This is a genomic window from Lentzea indica (genome assembly GCF_012184385.1).
In the GTDB taxonomy this organism is placed as follows: Bacteria; Actinomycetota; Actinomycetes; order Mycobacteriales; family Pseudonocardiaceae; genus Lentzea; species Lentzea indica.
In genome coordinates this window covers 1-16083 of sequence record NZ_VSRL01000026.1, presented here as the reverse complement: position 1 = coordinate 16083, position 16083 = coordinate 1, and the positions used below count along the sequence as shown (strand labels likewise).

Below are 16083 nucleotides of genomic sequence, written 5' to 3'. Positions count from 1 at the left end.
GCAACACGAAATGCAGGTGAACGGTTACTCACGGGAAAGTGCGGCTTCCTCCAAGTCCAGCTCCCGCAGCACCCGGAAGAGCACCTCGTCGTCGATCTCGCCGGAGTCCCTGGCCTTGATGAACTCGTCACGTTCGGCGCTCAGCATCATCCTGCGCAGTCGCCGGTACGCGGCAGCTGGGCTCTCCTCCTCCTGACGCCCGAGCCGTTCCCACGCGGCGTTGCCCCTGTGCTCGGCGAGGGATCGCAGCTGGTCGGCGACGTGCTCGGGCACGTCGGCGATCTCCTGGTCCAGCCGGTCCACCGCCGCCTGCGCCGCCCGGTGCTGGATCTGGGCTTCCGCGAGCGCGTCCTTGCGGACGTCGTCGCCCTCGAACCCGATCTTGTTGATCAGCCACGGCAACGTCGTGCCCTGCAGCAGCAGCGTGGCGACCGTCACCACGAAGGCGCAGAACAGGATGATGTCCCGTCCCGGAACGTCCTCCGGTATCGCGGCCGCCGCGGCGAGCGTCACGACACCGCGCATGCCCGCCCACGAGATCACCGTGACCTGGCCGAGGTGCGGCCAGCGTTCGCGCTCCCGCAGGCGCTTGGACAGGTACATCGGGACGTACGAGGCCGGGTACATCCACACGAACCTGGCCAGGATCGTGGCCAGCAGCACGGCCCCAGCGCCCAGCAACAGACCGGCGTTCAGGTCGACGGCGCTGATGATCGCCGACAGCTGCAGCCCGATCAGCGCGAAGACGAACGACTCCAGCAGCACGTCCACCGACCGCCACACCGCCGCGTCCTGCAGCCGGGTCGCGTAGGTGCCGCGCGGCGAGTGGTGGCCGATGTAGAGGCCCGCGACGACGACCGCGAGCACACCGGACACGTGCGCGGCCTCTTCGGCGAGCAGGTAGGCGCCGAACGGCACCAGCAGGCCCAGAGCGCTTTCCAGCACACCCTCGCAGAGCCGCTTGCGCAGGAACCTGACCACCACGCCCACGACCAGGCCGATGGCGATACCACCCGCCGTGACCAGCAGGAACAACCCGACGCCCTGGGCAGGGTGCATGGCAGCGCCTGCCGCGGCCGCCACCGCGACCTTGAACGCGGTCAGCGCCGTGGCGTCGTTGATCAGGCTCTCGCCGACCAGCAGCGTCATCGCACGGCGTTGCAGGCCGAGCTTGCGCCCGATCGCGACGGCCGCGACGGCGTCCGGCGGGGCCACCACCGCGCCGAGGACCAGCGCGGCGGCGAACGGCAGGTCCGGGAAGACGAACGTCGCCGTCACGCCCACCACGAACGTCGTGAACAGCACCAACCCGACCGCCAGCAGTCCGATCGGCCGCAGGTTCGCGCGGATGTTGAGGTACGAGCTGTCCAGCGCGGCGCTGTAGAGCAGCGGCGGCAGCACCAGGACCAGGATCAGATGGGGATCGATCCCGAACTCCGGCACCCCCGGTATGAACGAGACCACGAGCCCGACCGCGACCAGCACCAGTGGTGCCGACCAGTTCAGCCGGCGGGCGATGGACGTGACGACCAGCGCCCCGAGCAGCAGCAGAAGAAGTTCAGGCCCGTGCATGCCGCTCATTCTGCGTAAAGATGGACGGCATGACCTGTTCGCACGTGGGAGCGCTGCCCCCGTCGGTGGCGCCGGAGTCGGCCGATGGCTGTGTCGACTGCCTTGCTGAGGGTGAGCGCAACTGGGCTCACCTGCGGATGTGCCTTTCCTGCGGGCACGTGGCGTGCTGCGACTCGAGTCCTGGCAAGCACGCGACCAAGCACTACACCTCGTCCCGGCATCCGGTCATGCGCTCGTTCGAGCCTGGCGAGGACTGGCGCTGGTGCTATGTGGACAGTGCCGTCGTCTGAAGTCTTTGCAATCCCTTTGGATTGATCGTCTAACGCTGTGATCGGCCCCACAGTACGGTGCGATCGTGGCCAACCCGGACCTCGCCCGCATCGTGGCGGAGCACGACGAGGAGATGCCGTCGCGTTCGCTCTCACCCAGGTGGGAGCGGGCGCTGTGGATCGCCGGCCTGCTGATCGCCCTTCTGGTGCTCAAGCAGGTCTTCTTCCCGTTCGCCAAGGGAAGCCAGTACTACCTGATCATCTTCCTGGCGGTCACGCTGCCGCTGGTGTTCCTGTCCTACGGTCGCGGGCACGCGCCGCCCTGGTGGGACTGGGTGCTGGCAGCGGCTGCGTTCGTCGTCGGAGCGTATCCGCTGTTCGGGGGCTTTGACGAGTTCCTCAACCGGCAGGGGCAGCTGACCTCTTTGGACGTGGCCGCGGGCGCGGTGCTGCTCGTCCTGATCCTGGAGGCGTGCCGGCGCACGACGGGCTGGGTACTTCCAGTGGTGTGCCTGGCGTTCATCGCTTACGCCTACTACGGCGGGTTCCTGCCGCCGTCGTGGTCGATCGCGCACTCCGGCGTCGACTTCGCGCAGATCATCAACGGGTTCTTCAACGACGCCAGCGGGTTCTACGGGACGCCGCTGGACGTCGCGGCGACCTACATCGTGCTGTTCACGATCTACGGCGCGGTGCTGAACGCTTCCGGTGCCGGGACGTTCTTCGTCGACATCAGCTTCGCCGCGTTCAGGAAGTCGCGGACCGCGCCCGGCCGTACCGCCGCGACCGCGGGCTTCCTGCTCGGGACGGTGTCGGGATCCGGTACCGCGACGACGGTGTCGTTGGGAGCCGTGACGTGGCCGATGCTGCAGAAGGCCGGTTATCCGAAGGAGAACGCGGGCGGGCTGCTCGCGGCGTCCGGCATCGGGGCGATCCTGTCGCCGCCGACACTGGGCGCGGCGGCGTTCATCATCGCCGAGTACCTGCAGGTCTCGTACCTGTCGGTGCTGATCTGGGCGGTCATTCCGACGTTGCTCTACTACCTGGGCATCGCGCTGGCGGTCGAGGCCGACGCGCGGCGGTTCGGTGCCAAGCCGGTCGACGTGGACGCGCCGCGGTTCTGGGACGTGCTGAAGCTCGGCTGGTACCACTTCCTGTCGCTCGGGATCATCATCGTCTTCCTGGCGCTCGACATCCCGGTCTACAAGGCCGTGGTGTACGCGACCGGCGTCGCCGCGCTGTTCGCGTTGATCAACCACCGGCGCGACTGGTTCCGGCTGGTGGCCGACGCGCTGTCGATCGGCGTGCGCTCGGCGTTCCCGGTGATCGCGGTGTGCGCGGCGGCCGGTGTGGTCACGTCGACGATCACCAAGACCGGGCTGGGGCAAGCGCTTGCGGGGTCCCTGGTGGACCTGGCTTCCGCGCTGGCGTCGTCCGAGGTCGTGGTCCTGATGCTGACGGCGGTGTTCTCGGCCGTCGCGGTGTCGGTGCTCGGTCTTGCGGTGCCGGTGACGGCGTCGTTCATCATCTCGTGGGTCGTGATCGGTCCGGCGTTGATCACTCTGGGCGTCGAGCCCGCCGAGACCGCGATGTTCATCTTCTACTACGCGGTGCTCTCCGAGGTGACGCCGCCGACGGCGCTCGCCGCGGTGGCCGCTGCCGCGCTGACCGGCGGCGATGTCATGAAGACGATGTGGCAGACGTGGAAGTACACGCTGCCGGCGTTCCTGGTGCCGCTGGCCTTCGTGCTGACCGACTCCGGCGCCGCGCTGCTGTTGCGGGGGTCGTTGCTGGAGTCGGTGTGGACGTTCGGCGCGTCCGCACTGGGGGTCGCCGCCCTGGCAGTTCTCACGGGCGGTTGGTTGTTCGGTCCTGCGCGTTGGCCGGAACGTGTTCTGTGCGTGCCGGCCGCGTTGTTCCTGCTCTACCTGCAGCCGTTGACGATCGCCATCGGGGCCGGATTCCTCGTGGTGGCCGTGGCGGTACACCTGGTCACCCGTGGGAGGGTTCGTGATGCTACGTAAGTATGCGATCGGTGCGATCGCTTTGGCGCTCGTGGTTTCCGGGTGTGGCGGCAAGCGCACACCCACAACTCCTGACGCGTCCGGTGGCGGCGCGTCGTGCGAGGCGTCCGACGGCCGGATCACGATCGCGACCGGCAACTCCGGTGGCGTGTACTTCGTGGTCGGTGGCGGGCTGGCGAAGCTGATCAGCGACAACTCGAAGCTGAAGGCGTCCTCCGCCGAGACGGGCGCGTCCGTGCAGAACATCCAGCAGCTCGTCGGCGGCACGTACGACATCGCGTTCTCGCTGGCGGACACCGCCGCGGACGCGGTGAACGGCACCGGCGCGTTCAACGGCAAGAAGGAGAAGATCGCGGCGCTGACGCGGATCTACCCGAACTACACGCAGGTGCTCGTCCGTGCGGACGCCGGGATCAACTCGGTGGCCGACATGAAGGGCAAGCGGATCTCCACCGGGTCGCCGAAGTCCGGCACCGAGGTGATCGCGGGCCGGTTGCTGAAGTCGGCGGGCCTCAACATCGATTCCGACGTCGCCGCTCAGCGCCTGGACCTGACCAAGACCGCGGACGGGATGAAGGACGGCAGCATCGACGGCCTGATCTGGTCCGGCGGGCTGCCGACGCCGCAGATCACCGACATCACGACGTCGCTCAAGGACAGGGTGAAGTTCATCGACATCACCCCGTTGCTGCCGGAGATGAAGAAGGTCAGCCCGGTCTACGACACGGCGACCATCCCCGCCGCGACCTACGGGACCTCGGACGTTCCCACGATCGTCGTGCCGAACCTGCTGCTCGTGCGCGAGGACTTCGCGGCCAACAACGCGTACCGGCACACGACCACGAACACGATCATCAGCACGACGATGAACGGCGCCAGGTGGATCAGGAAGTCGTTGAACGACAGACCGGACCGGCTCGCGATGATGATGTTCGGCGGGTCACCGATCAACGTCGCCGTGCCGCCGATGTTCGACGCCATCACTTCGGCGATCAGGAACGGGATCGGGTTGAGCGCCAGCCGATCGCACACCAGGAACGTCACGGGCGCGATCAGCAGCACCGTGGTGACGTTGTCCAGTGCCGCCGACGCCACCCCGGTGATCACGACGAACATCGCCAGCACCGCGAACGGTCGTCCCTTGGCGCGCTTGGCCGCGGCGATCGCGAGGAACTCGAACAGACCGGTCTGCTTGATCACCCCGACGATGATCATCATGCCGAGCAGCAGGAACACCACGTTCCAGTCGACACCGGCGTCGAGCGAGTGGAACGCCGTCTCGCCGTCGGTGAGCCGCAACGCCAGCATCAGCGCGGCACCACCCAGCGCGGCGGCCACCCGATGGACGCGTTCGGTCGCGATGAGGATGTACGCACCGACGAACACCGCGACCGACAGGAGCGCGGTCCAGCTCATGTCGCCGGACCTGCCAGGAGCACCTCGAGCAGGTGCGAGGTGGTCACCACCCCGTGTATCTCGTCGCCGTCACTGACCAGCAGCAACGGCGAGTGCAACCGGGCCATCGTGGCGGCGCACTCCATCACCGTCGCGTCGCCGGACACCCTGGGCAGCTCGTAGCGCTTGTCCTTGACGGGAAGCAGTTCCTTGACCGTGCGGCCGGCGAGCTTGCCGACGCAGGCCTCGGCGCCGCCGCGTTCGTCGTAGACGCGGGCCAGCGACGGGTCCTCCTGCACGTAGCCGGGGATGATGAACCGCAGCACCTGCGACCCCGGCAGCACCGTCACCGGCCTGCCGTCGGAGTCCACGACCACCACGCCCGGCCGCCGCTGCTCGGCGATCAGCCGCGCAGCCGTCAACGCGTCGTCGGTCAGCTGCACCAGTGGGTAGTCCTCAGCGAGATCGCGTGCGCGCACGGCGATACCTTGCGGCTTGCGAGGTGGCCGCCGCAACTCGTGGCGCTACCATCGACCCGTGTCAGGGCTGACGGTGACACTGCTGCTCATCGCGGGTTTCCTGGTGGCCGCGATCGTGGTGCGGCTGCTCGGACGGCGCTAGGCCGCGTAGACCCGAGCCTGTGCGAAATCACCTCGCGGGTATGAGTGCGCGCGGGACCCGTTGCGCCGGAACCGTAGGCACGTTGGTGTCGTACTCGCGTTCGTGCAGCGGCGCCGAGGCGGCACGCAGCGTCGACGCGAGCAGAATGCCGCCGAGCGCGCACCCGCCGAGGACCAGTGCGTCATGCGCGGACTGACCGGTGAACGTCAGCTCGCCGAGCTTGCCGAGCACGAATCCCGAGTGCAGGCACCACCCGACGACCGCGGTGGCCAGCGCGCGCCCGCCGTGCTGATCAGAGCGATGAGGTCGACCACGGCGACGAGCGCGACGACGGACAGCACCGGCTGGCTCGCGGCGCCTGCCGCGATGACGAAGAAGGTCGTGGCAGCAGCGAGAACGAAGCCGAGGAAGAACCCGATGCCTCCGGGTGCCTGTGTGCGCATACCTCCATTCCACCTGCGCAAACACGGCCGCGGGAGTGCTCCTTATGAGATCAGAACGCCTCCTTGCGCAACCTTGTCGGCGGGCGGCTCAAAGCTGGAACCGGTATCCCATGCCGGGCTCGGTGATCAGGTGCTTGGGGTGCGCGGGATCGCGCTCCAGCTTGCGCCGCAGCTGCGCCATGTACACCCGCAGGTACTGCGATTCGCCGACCGACGTCGGTCCCCACACCTCGGACAGCAACTGCTTCTGCGACACCAGACGGTCGGGGTTGCGGGCGAGGATCTCCAGCAGTCCCCACTCGGTCGGCGTCAGGTGCACTTCGCGGTCGTCGCGGTGCACCTTCTTGACCGTGAGGTCGACGGTGAAGGTCGACGTCCGCACGATCGGCTCGTCCACCTCCTGCTTGGTCTTCCTGCGCACCGCGGCCCGCAGCCTGGCGAGCAGTTCGTCCATTCCGAACGGTTTGGTGACGTAGTCGTCCGCTCCCGCGTCCAGCGCCTCGACCTTCGTCGCCGAGTCCGTGCGCGCGGACAGCACGATGATCGGCACCGTCGACCAGCCGCGCAGTCCGGCGATGACCTCCACGCCGTCGATGTCCGGCAACCCGAGGTCCAGCACGACGACATCGGGTTTGCCTTCCACCGCAACGCTGAGCGCGGTCTTCCCGTCATACGCCGTCAGGACGTGATAGCCGCGAGCGCTGAGGTTGATCCGCAGTGCCTTCACGATCTGCGGCTCGTCATCGACGACAAGCACTGACGTCATTCCGACATCTCCTTGTGCACAGGGAGCGAGATCACGATCGTCAGTCCGCCGCCCGGTGTGTCCTCCGCACTGATCTGACCGCCCATGGCCTCGGTGAATCCCTTGGCCACGCTGAGGCCCAGTCCGACGCCGGGTGTCGAGTCGCGATCGCCGAGCCGCTGGAACGGCGTGAAGATCCGGTCCACGACCTTCTTGTGCAGGCCGGGCCCGTGGTCCACGACCCGCAGCTCGACGTCGTCGCCGTGGGTGCTCGCCCGCACCGCGATCTCGGGCTCGTCGCTCGCGACCCGGCCGTCGCCGTTCACGTCGATCTGCCGGCGCGGGTGCATCCGGCCGTGCCGCAGGGCGTTGTCGATGACGTTGGCCACCACCCGCTCCAGCAGCCCGAGGTCCGCTCGCACCGGCGGCAGCTGTTCGTCGACGCTCACCGAGATCGTGTTGCGTTCGTCGATGCCGGACAACGCCCTGGCGACCACCTCGTAGTAGCCGACCGGGCGCAGCAGTGGAGCCACGGATCCCGTGGCGAGACGGGACGAGTCGAGCAGGTTGTCCACCAAGCCGTTGAGCCGGTCGGCAGATTCCTCCACGGTGGCCATGAGTTCGTCCGTGTCCTCTTCGGACAGTTCGAGCTCACGGTCGCGCAGGCTGCCGATCGCGGCCTTGATGGACGTCAACGGGGTGCGCAGGTCGTGCCCGACGGCGGAAAGCAGCGCGGTGCGAAGCTCGGTCGTCTCGACCTTCCGTTGGGCGTCCCGCGTCTCGTCGGCCATGCGTTGTTGCCGCAACGCCATCAACGCCTGCCCGGCAGCGGCTTCCAGGACCCGTTGGTCGCTCGCGGGCAACGTCCTCCCCCGCAACGCCAGGTGGATGTCGGTGGTGACGGCGACGTCGGCATCGGCGGAGTCGGGGTCGTCGCACGGCTTCGGGCCCACGCACGCGACCCGCTCCCAGCCGCCATTGCGGCGTTCGAGCAACGCGACCGACTCGAGGCCGAAGTTCTCACGGATCTTCTCCAGCAACCGTGCCAACGGGTACGGGCTCGTGAGCACCGTGCGGGCATAGGACGCGAGCAACGCGGCCTCCGTCCGAGCCCGAGCGCCCTGCTCTCCCAGCCTGGCTGCCCGGTCCACCACCAACGCGACGATCGTCGCCACGATGACCATGGCGATCAACGTGATCACGTTCTCCGGGCTGGCGACGGACAGGCTGTAGTAGGGCGGAGTGAAGAAGAAGTTCAGCAGCCCGGCGCCCAGGAAAGCGCTGACCAACGCCGGCCCGAGCCCACCGAGCAGCGCCACCACACAGGTGGCGAGCAGGAACCCGACCAGGTCCGTGGAGTAGTCGATGTCGTCGCGCCAGAACAAGCCCAGCACAGCGGTCAGACCCGGCAGCATGACGGACGCCAGCCAGCCCGCGAGCTGCCGTTCGCGACTGAGCGCATTGCGGCCGATCTTCCAGCGCAGCCCGCGGCGTGCCTCGTCGTGCGTGACCATGTGCACGTCGATCGGGCCCGAGTCGTGAATCACGGCCGCGCCGATGCCCTCGTCGAGCGCTCGCGTGAGCCGAGATCGCCGTGAGGTGCCCAGCACGAGCTGGGTGGCGTTGACGCCGCGGGCGAACTCCAGCAACGCGGTCGGCACGTCGTCGCCGACGACCGTGTGGAACGTCGCGTTCAGGTCTTCGGCGATCTTGCGGCACTTGGCGACCACGTCGGGCGAAGCTCCTGTCAGCCCGTCACCGCGCATCACGTGCACCACGAGAAGTTCCGCGCCGGCACGCAGAGCGATCCGGCGAGCGCGGCGGATCAACGTTTCACTCTCCGGGCCGCCGGTGATCGCGGCGACACGCGTTCGCGGGTTTCCCACGTGTCGGTGATCTGCCGCTCGTGCCGGTAGCGCTGCAGCGCCACGTCCACCTGATCGGCCACCCACAGCAGTGCCAGTTCCCGCAACGCTGTCAGGTTGCCGACGCGGAAGTAGTTGCCCAGCGCCGCATCGATCTTGTGAGCCGCGTACACGTTGCCGTGTGCCAGACGCCTTCTGAGCGCCTCCGGCGTGATGTCGACGAGCTCTACCTGTTCGGCACGGCGGACCACCTCGTCCGGCACGGTTTCCCGTTGCTGGACACCGGTGATCCGCTCGACCACGTCGTTGAGCGACTCCAGGTGCTGGACGTTGACGGTGGACAGCACGTCGATGCCGGCGTCGAGCAGTTCCTCGACGTCCTGCCAGCGCTTCTCGTTGCGCGAGCCGGGCACGTTGGTGTGCGCGAGCTCGTCGACGATCGCGACCTCGGGCGCGCGGGCCAGCAGAGCATCGACGTCCATCTCGGTGAAGTCGACGCCGCGGTGGTGGATCTCCTTGCGGGACAGGATCTCCAGGCCGTCGAGCAGGCTCTGGGTCTTCTGCCGCCCGTGCGTCTCGACGAGTCCGACGACCACGTCGGTGCCGCGCTCCCGGCGCCGGTGAGCCTCGCCGAGCATGGCGAAGGTCTTTCCGACACCGGGAGCGGCGCCGAGGTAGATGCGCAGCTCGCCGCGGCGCTTCTCAGCGTGCTGCGTCGATGGCACGGTTGAGCGCCGTCACGTTGACCGTGGTGGTGAAGGTGCCGCCGGTGCCGGCCGACACCAGTTCGCGCACCTTCTCGACGGACAGGCCGCTGGCCCGCGCCACCCGTGGCACCTGCAGCTCGGCGTACTCCTGGCTGATGTCCGGGTCGAGGCCGGACGCGGACGCGGTGACGGCGTCCTGCGGCACCTGGTCCTCGGCAACGCCTTCCCGCTGCGCGATCTCCGTACGCCGCTCGGCGATCACCTTGGTGTAGTCCTCGTTGAGCTCGCCCTTGTTCGAGCCACCCGAGGCGGGCAGCGTCGCGGCGGACGGGCGCGGAACGAAGTACTGGTCGCCCTCGCGGACGACCGCGACCAGCGTGGTGTCCGTGGCCTCGGCGTTGCCGTGCAGACCGGGGATGCGGGAGACGCCCCACACCGCCATCGGGTACAGCACCCCGCACACCACCGTGAGCACGAGCAGGATCCGCAGACCCGCCCACGCCTGCTTGAAGAAGTTCTCCACGCCAGGTCACCCGATTCCAGGAATCAAACGGACAAGCAGGTCGATCAGCCAGATCCCGGCGAACGGCGTCACGATGCCGCCCAGGCCGTAGATCAGCAGGTTGCGCCGCAGCAGCGCGGAGGCACTGGACGGCCGGTAGCGCACGCCCTTGAGCGCCAACGGGATCAGCGCCACGATGATCAGCGCGTTGAAGATCACCGCCGACAGGATCGCGGACTGCGGCGTGGCCAGGTGCATGATGTTGAGCTTGTCCAGCGCCGGGTAGATCGCCGCGAACATCGCAGGCAGGATCGCGAAGTACTTCGCGAGGTCGTTCGCCACCGAGAACGTCGTCAGCGCACCGCGGGTGATCAGCAGCTGCTTGCCGATCTCCACGATCTCGATGAGCTTGGTGGGATCCGAGTCCAGATCCACCATGTTCCCGGCTTCCTTCGCCGCGGAAGTGCCGGTGTTCATGGCGACGCCGACGTCGGACTGCGCGAGCGCGGGCGCGTCGTTGGTGCCGTCACCGGTCATCGCGACCAGGCGGCCGCCCTCCTGCTCCTTGCGGATCAGGGCCATCTTGTCCTCGGGCTTGGCCTCGGCGAGGAAGTCGTCCACGCCCGCCTCGGCCGCGATCGCCTTGGCGGTCAACGGGTTGTCGCCGGTCACCATGACCGTGCGGATGCCCATCGCCCGCAGCTCGGCGAAACGCTTCTTCATGCCGGGCTTCACGACATCGCTCAGCCGGATGACGCCCAGGACCTCGTCGTTCTCGGCGACGACGAGCGGCGTGCCGCCGTCCTCGCTGATCCTGTCGACGATGCCCCGCACCTCGTCGGAGGTGGTGAACCCGCTCGCGGCGCCCTTGCGGATGCTGCGACCGTTCAGGTCGATGCCGCTCATCCGCGTCTGTGCGGTGAACGGCACGAACTCGCCCGCCTTCTCAGCGTCAGCCGGCTCGGCGGACAGGCCGTACTTCTCGACGCAGAGTTCGATGATGCTGCGGCCCTCAGGTGTGCCGTCCGCCAGGCTCGAGAGCCGGACGGCCTCGGCGAGCCGCCGTTCGTCGGTGCCGTTGGCCGCGATGAACTCCGTGGCACGGCGGTTGCCCCACGTGATGGTGCCGGTCTTGTCCAGCAGCAACGTGTCGATGTCCCCGGCCGCCTCGACGGCCTTGCCGGACGTGGCGAGCACGTTGCGCTGCACCAGCCGGTCCATGCCCGCGATGCCGATCGCGGACAGCAGCGCCCCGATCGTCGTCGGAATCAGGCACACCAGCAACGCGGTCAGCACGATCACCGACTGCTCACCGCCGGAGAAGATCGCGAACGGCTGCAGCGCCACGACCGCGAGCATGAAGATGATCGTCAGCGTGGACAGCAGGATCGTCAGCGCGATCTCGTTCGGCGTCTTCTGCCGTTCCGCACCCTCGACCAACGCGATCATCCGGTCCACAAAGGACTCGCCAGGTTTGGTCGTGATCTTCACGACGACCCGGTCGGACAGCACCGTCGTGCCACCCGTGACGGCGCAACGGTCACCGCCGGACTCGCGGATCACCGGCGCGGACTCACCCGTGATCGCCGACTCGTCGACCGTGGCGATGCCCTCGACGACGTCACCGTCACCCGGGATGACCTCGCCCGCCTCGACGACGACCAGGTCACCGATCCGCAGATCCGTGCCGGGGACCCGTTCCTCGCTGCCGTCCTCGGTGAGGCGGCGGGCGACCGCGTCCTTCTTGGTCTTGCGCAGCGAGTCGGCCTGCGCCTTGCCACGTCCTTCGGCGACGGCTTCGGCGAGGTTCGCGAACAACACGGTGCCCCACAGCCACAGCGTCACCGCGATCGTGAACACGCTCGGGTCGGTGACCGCGAAGACCGTGACGAGCAACGAGCCGACCCAGACCACGACCATGACCGGGTTGCGCAGCTGGTGGCGCGGGTCGAACTTGCGCAACGCGTCCGGGAACGACGTCAGGAGCTGGCGCGGGTTGAAGACGCCGCTGCCGACCTTGTGGCCGAGGTTCTCGGCGTGGCGGTCGCGGATCTCCTCAGGAGTCCGCTGAAGTGTCGAGGTCACAGCAAGGCCTCCGCGATGGGACCGAGAGCAAGAGCGGGAACGAACGTCAGCGCGGCGACCAGCACGATCGCGCCGGTCAGCAGCGAGGCGAACAGCGGCCCGGTGGTGGGCAGCGTGCCCGCCGTGACCGGCACCTTCTTCTGCGCCGCAAGGGATCCGGCGAGCGCGAGCACCGCGATGATCGGCAGGAACCGGCCGAACAGCATGCACAGCCCCAGCGACGACTGGAACCAGTCGTTGGTCACCGTGATGCCGGCGAACGCGGAGCCGTTGTTGTTCGAGGCGGACGCGTAGGCGTAGAGAATCTCCGACAGTCCGTGCGAACCGGAGTTGTTCAACGCACCCTGCGTGCTCGGCAGGATCGCGGCGATCCCAGCGCCGATGAGCAGCACGGTCGGCATCGCCAGAATCGACACCGCCGCGGCCGTGACCTCCTTGCGCCCCAGCTTCTTGCCGAGGTATTCCGGCGTGCGGCCGACCATCAGCCCCGCGAGGAACATCGCGATGATCGCCATCACGAGGATGCTGTAAATGCCGGTGCCGACACCACCCGGCGTCATCTCGCCGAACAACATGTTCAGCAACGCTCCGCCGCCACCGAGCCCGGTGTAGCTGTCGTGCAGCGAGTTGACCGCCCCGGTCGACGTACCGGTCGTGGAGTTCGCGAAGATCGCGCTGCCCGCGACGTCGAACCGCAGTTCCTTACCCTCCAAGGGACGCAGGCCGCTGGCCTCCGCACCCCAGATGACCGCGAGCATCGCGGCCCAGAGACCGCCCATGACGCTCAGCAGCACGTAACCCTGCTTCTTCTCGCCGACGAGCTGACCGAACGTACGGGTCAGCGCCACCGGGATCGCCAGCAGCAGGAAGATCTCGAACAGGTTCGACCACTCGTTGGGGTTCTCGAACGGGTGCGCCGAGTTCGCGTTCAGCACACCGCCACCGTTGGTGCCGAGCTCCTTGATGGCTTCCTGAGAGGCAACCGGCGCGTTGGCGATCGCCTGCCCGTCAACGTCCACACCGGACTTGATGCTCATCGTGACGCCGAGCGCGATCAGCACGATCGCCGCGACGAACGCGATCGGCAGCAAAATCCGGATCGTGCCCCGGACCAGGTCGACCCAGAAGTTGCCGAGCCGGTCGGTCTGATGCCGCACGAACCCGCGGATCAACGCGACGGCGACCGCGAGGCCGACCGCTGCGGACACGAAGTTCTGCACGGTCAGCCCGACCATCTGGACCGTGTGACCCATGACGGCCTCAGGCACGTACGACTGCCAGTTCGTGTTCGTCACGAAACTGATGGCCGTGTTGAACGCCATGCCCTCCGGGACGTTGCCGCGCTCGAAGTTGAACGGCAGCACCGACTGGATCCGTTGCAGCACATAGAGAAGCACGATCCCGACGAACGAGAAGCCGAGCACGCCGTAGGCGTAGGTGCTCCACTTCTGCTCGGAGTTCGGATCGATCCGCCCGAAGCGATAGATCGCCAGCTCCAGCTTGGAGTGCTTCTCGCTGCGGAAAACCCGCGCCATGTAGTCGCCGAACGGCCGGTAGACGACCGCCAGGGCCGTGATCAGGATGCCGACCTGCAGCAGGCCGGCCACAAGGGGTGACATCAGAACTTCTCCGGCCTGATGAGAGCGATGAACAAGTAGATGATCAGCAGCAACGCGAGGACGCCACCCACGACGTTCGCGAGCAGACCCGTGCCACTCACAACTTCTCCAGTCCACGCACCGTCAGACACAGCACGGCGAAACTCCCGATCAGCAGCAACGCGTAGGCCAAGTCGGCCATGGCGCGCTCCCTTCAACGACCTCGAACCAGGGCTGGCACTGTCGACAACCCCTGACGCCGGAAAGGGTGCATCAGAAAATGGGGACGTTCTGAGCCGTCTGACGACTCCTTGACACCCGCTGCCACGTCCCTTACGCAATCTTGATGCCGGGGAGACCCAGGTCTCATCCCACCGGGTCACCGGGGTCACTCGGTGTGACTCGACTGACCGACGCCCGCGCGATCTGTGGAAGCCCGAGTGTGCTGGTGCGCGAAGGGAAAGAGCACCGCGGCTGCCGTTCTACGCGGTGCGGGCGGAGGCAGGAAGCTGCCAGCGGGGACCGATCCTGGCGGCCAGCGCCAAGACTGGCCCCCATGCGTGAGCTCATCTCGGCGGTAGCCATCGGTCTCGTGGTCACCGGGTGTTCGGCGGCCGAACCGGCCGCGACCCCGCCACCGCCGCCTCAGCCCACCCGGCAGCTGGTCGAGTGGTCGACCGCAGTGTGCTCGCACGTGAAGGCGCTCGAGGATGCCGTGAAATCGTCGGACTCCAGCCCCTTCTTCTACGTGCGGTCGGTGGTCGACGGCGTCGACAACGCGACGAAGGCGCTGAAGAAGTTGAAGCCGTCGGAGGTGGCCGCGGTGGACGGGCACATCGCCGGACTCGTCAAGGCGCTCGAAGGGGTCCGGCCACAGCTGCCGTCCGCCGCTGACAACTCGCTGATGACCGCGCCGGAGGCCGACGCGCAGGCGAAGAAGAAGCAGGTCGCGGAGCTGATCTCCGGCCTCGGGCCGATGCGGCAGCAGCTCACCGGTGTCGTCGAGAACGCGCCCGAGCTGCTCACCTCGTACAACCTGACGCCCGCCTGCGAGCCCGCGCGTGCCGTGACGCTGCCGGACCCCGCGCCGACGCGGGAACTCGTGACGTGGGCGGACAAGATGTGCGCCACCGTCACCTCCATCACCGGACTGAGCACCGAGACCGCCGACATCGCGGGCGACGATCCCCGGTTCGTCTCGTTCGAACTGGAGAGCTACCTCAGCACCACGAGGTCGGCGATCGGCGGTGGTGCCGCGCAGATCGCCGAGCTGGCGGCGACGGGTGTCAAGGAGGCGGACACCTTCCGCGACGCCCTGCTGACCGCGCTGCGGGAACAGGCGGGGAAGCTGCCGGAGGACCACTCGCTCAGCACCCCTGGGCCGATCGGCGCCCTGCAGGACCGCGTCAACCTGGCCAAGGCCGCCGCCATCGCGGTCAAGCCGAAGGCCGAAGGGCTGCTCGCCGCCGTCGGACACGGTCCCGCGCTCGCCGCGTCCTACGACCTCGCGCCGTCGTGCGTCCCGCGCGACATCGCGGCGAAACCGAAGCAGCCGCTGACCGCACGCAACGGCACCGATCTCGCCGCCTGCAAGACCGGAACCTGCCAGGTGCTGATCACCGGGAAGGCCGACATCACCGTGGGCGACCTGACGGTCGCGGTGTCGATCCGCGGTGGCGGGCTGGTGCTCACCACCCCGTCCAGCCGGATGTCGCTCGGCGCGAGCGGTACGGGGAAGATCGGCACCGCGGGCGGCCGAGCGTCGTGTTCACGCTGGCCGGTGTGGAGGGCACGACGGCGGTGCTCGACATCAGCACCGAGTAGGGACTTCCTCGATGCGCTTCGCGCTGGGCACGGGTGCGCGGCGCTGTGTGCGCACGAGCAGCACAGCCAGCACCCCGGCGGCCACGAACGCGCCGGCGCCGATCCCGATGTAGCCGAACACGCCCGTGGCCGAGTTCTCCGCCGCGCCGCCGACGTCCACCCTGGTGGACTTCAGCACGGCCGCGCCCACGAAGTTCAGGATCACCGAACCGATCGCGATCATGACCATCACCAGACTGGACACGACCCCCTGTCGTTCGGCGGGCGCGAGGGTCGAGGCCATGTTGAACCCGGAGGTCACCAGCGACCCGGCGGTGAGGCTCAGCAAGAAGGAACAGACGACGGCGAGCGGGAGGGTGGACACCGCGGCGAACAGCCCGATCGTCCCCGCCAGCCCCAGACGCCGACCCCGGCCCGGCCAGCGTCGAGACGG

17 protein-coding genes and 2 pseudogenes are annotated in these 16083 nt (G+C 68.1%); 4 read left to right on the top strand and 15 right to left on the bottom strand.

Annotation, left to right across the window (positions count from 1 at the left end; all coding sequences use genetic code 11):
* Nucleotides 1–24: 24 nt before the first annotated feature.
* Complete coding sequence (locus FXN61_RS09955) at nucleotides 25–1572, bottom strand: Na+/H+ antiporter (RefSeq protein WP_167972491.1); 1548 nt, start codon at nucleotides 1570–1572, stop codon at nucleotides 25–27.
* A 29-nt stretch (nucleotides 1573–1601) separates the two neighbouring features.
* Here FXN61_RS09955 and FXN61_RS09950 point away from each other — a divergent pair, with 29 nt between their 5' ends.
* The 3 genes and pseudogenes from FXN61_RS09950 to FXN61_RS51825 all read left to right on the top strand — a co-directional run.
* Nucleotides 1602–1862 carry a UBP-type zinc finger domain-containing protein gene (locus FXN61_RS09950; protein ID WP_167972489.1) on the top strand — a complete coding sequence of 87 codons (261 nt, stop codon included), beginning with the start codon at nucleotides 1602–1604 and terminating at the stop codon, nucleotides 1860–1862.
* 113 nt (nucleotides 1863–1975) lie between these two features.
* A complete protein-coding gene (locus FXN61_RS09945) occupies nucleotides 1976–3865 on the top strand; it encodes a TRAP transporter permease (protein WP_167972563.1) in 1890 nt (629 codons plus the stop codon).
* A pseudogene (locus tag FXN61_RS51825) lies at nucleotides 3855–4646 on the top strand (TAXI family TRAP transporter solute-binding subunit); the annotation flags it as partial. The gene FXN61_RS09945 and the pseudogene FXN61_RS51825, both read left to right, overlap by 11 nt.
* Here the strand turns inward: FXN61_RS51825 and FXN61_RS51820 are convergent.
* Together FXN61_RS51820 and FXN61_RS09935 are read right to left on the bottom strand one after the other, a co-directional pair.
* Nucleotides 4613–5281, bottom strand: a complete 669-nt coding sequence (locus FXN61_RS51820; protein WP_246291209.1) for an SLC13 family permease — start codon at nucleotides 5279–5281, stop codon at nucleotides 4613–4615. The pseudogene FXN61_RS51825 and the gene FXN61_RS51820 sit on opposite strands and share 34 nt — an antisense overlap.
* The gene (locus FXN61_RS09935) at nucleotides 5278–5739 is read right to left on the bottom strand and encodes a CBS domain-containing protein (protein ID WP_167972487.1); all 462 of its coding nucleotides are present in this window, start codon (nucleotides 5737–5739) and stop codon (nucleotides 5278–5280) included. The genes FXN61_RS51820 and FXN61_RS09935 overlap by 4 nt, the downstream gene beginning before the upstream one ends.
* Nucleotides 5740–5755: 16 nt before the next feature.
* Here FXN61_RS09935 and FXN61_RS54190 point away from each other — a divergent pair, with 16 nt between their 5' ends.
* Nucleotides 5756–5881: a hypothetical protein gene (locus FXN61_RS54190; RefSeq protein ID WP_281360395.1), complete on the top strand. Its 126-nt coding sequence runs from the start codon at nucleotides 5756–5758 to the stop codon at nucleotides 5879–5881.
* A gap of 27 nt (nucleotides 5882–5908) precedes the next feature.
* On the opposite strand, the gene FXN61_RS09930 is transcribed toward FXN61_RS54190, so the two are convergent.
* The 12 genes and pseudogenes from FXN61_RS09930 to FXN61_RS09875 all read right to left on the bottom strand — a co-directional run bounded on the left by FXN61_RS09930 (nucleotide 5909) and on the right by FXN61_RS09875 (nucleotide 16014).
* Nucleotides 5909–6112: a hypothetical protein gene (locus FXN61_RS09930; protein ID WP_167972485.1), complete on the bottom strand. Its 204-nt coding sequence runs from the start codon at nucleotides 6110–6112 to the stop codon at nucleotides 5909–5911.
* The gene (locus FXN61_RS09925; protein ID WP_167972483.1) at nucleotides 6088–6324 is read right to left on the bottom strand and encodes a hypothetical protein; all 237 of its coding nucleotides are present in this window, start codon (nucleotides 6322–6324) and stop codon (nucleotides 6088–6090) included. Before FXN61_RS09925 ends, FXN61_RS09930 begins: the two co-directional genes overlap by 25 nt.
* 88 nt (nucleotides 6325–6412) lie before the next feature.
* Entirely contained in the window at nucleotides 6413–7090 is a 678-nt protein-coding gene (locus FXN61_RS09920) for a response regulator (RefSeq protein WP_167972480.1), read from the bottom strand.
* Nucleotides 7087–9659: pseudogene (locus tag FXN61_RS09915) on the bottom strand (DUF4118 domain-containing protein). The gene FXN61_RS09920 and the pseudogene FXN61_RS09915 overlap by 4 nt, the downstream one beginning before the upstream one ends.
* Nucleotides 9637–10164, bottom strand: coding sequence for a potassium-transporting ATPase subunit C (locus tag FXN61_RS09910; protein ID WP_167972478.1), 528 nt, complete (start codon nucleotides 10162–10164; stop codon nucleotides 9637–9639). The pseudogene FXN61_RS09915 and the gene FXN61_RS09910 overlap by 23 nt, the downstream one beginning before the upstream one ends.
* A 6-nt stretch (nucleotides 10165–10170) precedes the next feature.
* A complete protein-coding gene (gene kdpB, locus FXN61_RS09905; RefSeq protein WP_167972476.1) occupies nucleotides 10171–12228 on the bottom strand; it encodes a potassium-transporting ATPase subunit KdpB in 2058 nt (685 codons plus the stop codon).
* On the bottom strand, nucleotides 12225–13847 hold the full coding sequence (gene kdpA / locus FXN61_RS09900) for a potassium-transporting ATPase subunit KdpA (protein ID WP_167972474.1): 1623 nt from the start codon (nucleotides 13845–13847) through the stop codon (nucleotides 12225–12227). Before kdpA ends, kdpB begins: the two co-directional genes overlap by 4 nt.
* Nucleotides 13847–13948: a K(+)-transporting ATPase subunit F gene (gene kdpF / locus FXN61_RS09895; RefSeq protein ID WP_167972472.1), complete on the bottom strand. Its 102-nt coding sequence runs from the start codon at nucleotides 13946–13948 to the stop codon at nucleotides 13847–13849. Before kdpF ends, kdpA begins: the two co-directional genes overlap by 1 nt.
* 622 nt (nucleotides 13949–14570) lie before the next feature.
* Nucleotides 14571–14999, bottom strand: a complete 429-nt coding sequence (locus FXN61_RS09890; protein ID WP_167972470.1) for a hypothetical protein — start codon at nucleotides 14997–14999, stop codon at nucleotides 14571–14573.
* A gap of 42 nt (nucleotides 15000–15041) precedes the next feature.
* Nucleotides 15042–15257 (bottom strand): hypothetical protein, encoded by a 216-nt coding sequence (locus FXN61_RS09885; protein ID WP_167972468.1) that lies wholly within the window; start codon nucleotides 15255–15257, stop codon nucleotides 15042–15044.
* Nucleotides 15258–15323: 66 nt separating this feature from the next.
* Nucleotides 15324–15572 carry a hypothetical protein gene (locus tag FXN61_RS09880; RefSeq protein ID WP_167972466.1) on the bottom strand — a complete coding sequence of 83 codons (249 nt, stop codon included), beginning with the start codon at nucleotides 15570–15572 and terminating at the stop codon, nucleotides 15324–15326.
* Between the two features lie 64 nt (nucleotides 15573–15636).
* On the bottom strand, nucleotides 15637–16014 hold the full coding sequence (locus FXN61_RS09875; RefSeq protein ID WP_312877625.1) for an MFS transporter: 378 nt from the start codon (nucleotides 16012–16014) through the stop codon (nucleotides 15637–15639).
* Nucleotides 16015–16083: the final 69 nt, after the last annotated feature.